The organism is Neorhizobium huautlense, from assembly GCF_002968575.1.
GTDB lineage: Bacteria > Pseudomonadota > Alphaproteobacteria > Rhizobiales > Rhizobiaceae > Neorhizobium > Neorhizobium huautlense.
The window spans coordinates 1-566 of the sequence record NZ_PVBM01000103.1 but is presented as its reverse complement, the minus strand read 5'-3'; the positions used below and the strand labels follow the sequence as shown (position 1 = coordinate 566).

The 566-nt window shown below is 59.0% G+C and carries 1 pseudogene; it reads left to right on the top strand.

Annotated elements, in window-relative coordinates:
• Positions 1-231: 231 nt before the first annotated feature.
• A pseudogene (locus C5L12_RS27790) lies at positions 232-566 on the top strand (hypothetical protein); the annotation flags it as partial.

Here is a 566-nt window from a genome sequence, read left to right as displayed (position 1 = left end):
ACGGCATAGTATGCAGGCATTCCGTCCTCTGAGAGAGCGTGATTGGCGGATGCGAAAACGGACGCCGGGCCGGTCGCATCTAGCAATTCGAAGTCCTGATAAACAGCGATGACTATATGATGCAGCACTGGCAGAAATTACCATATTTTTGTCATTCCTGCCAACTCTCTGCGCCTGCTAGTGCTTACACGGGCGGGCGGCAAGGACCACGCCACCGCAAGAGGAGCACTGATGACTGAAGCGTCAAAGTCGGCGTCCGAATCCCACACGTCTGGCTGGCGGTCGATACAATGGTGGCCGGCAGCCACCGGCCTGGCTTTCGCGGCTTTCGTGTCGATCGATCTGCTCAATGGTTCGGAGCACGGCACCGATCTGGCTGCGATCGTGGTCGCCTCGGGCCTCGTGTACTTGGCAGCGGCTGCCTTGGAGATTCCGTGGATTTCCTGGCCGGTATTCCTGCTGTCGGTGGTCGTGATCACCGTCGCAAGGTTCGGCCTCATACCGTTCGATGCGACCTGGGCGATGCTTTTCGTCGCCGCCCTCTTTGCAGTCTATGGCGTCGTCCG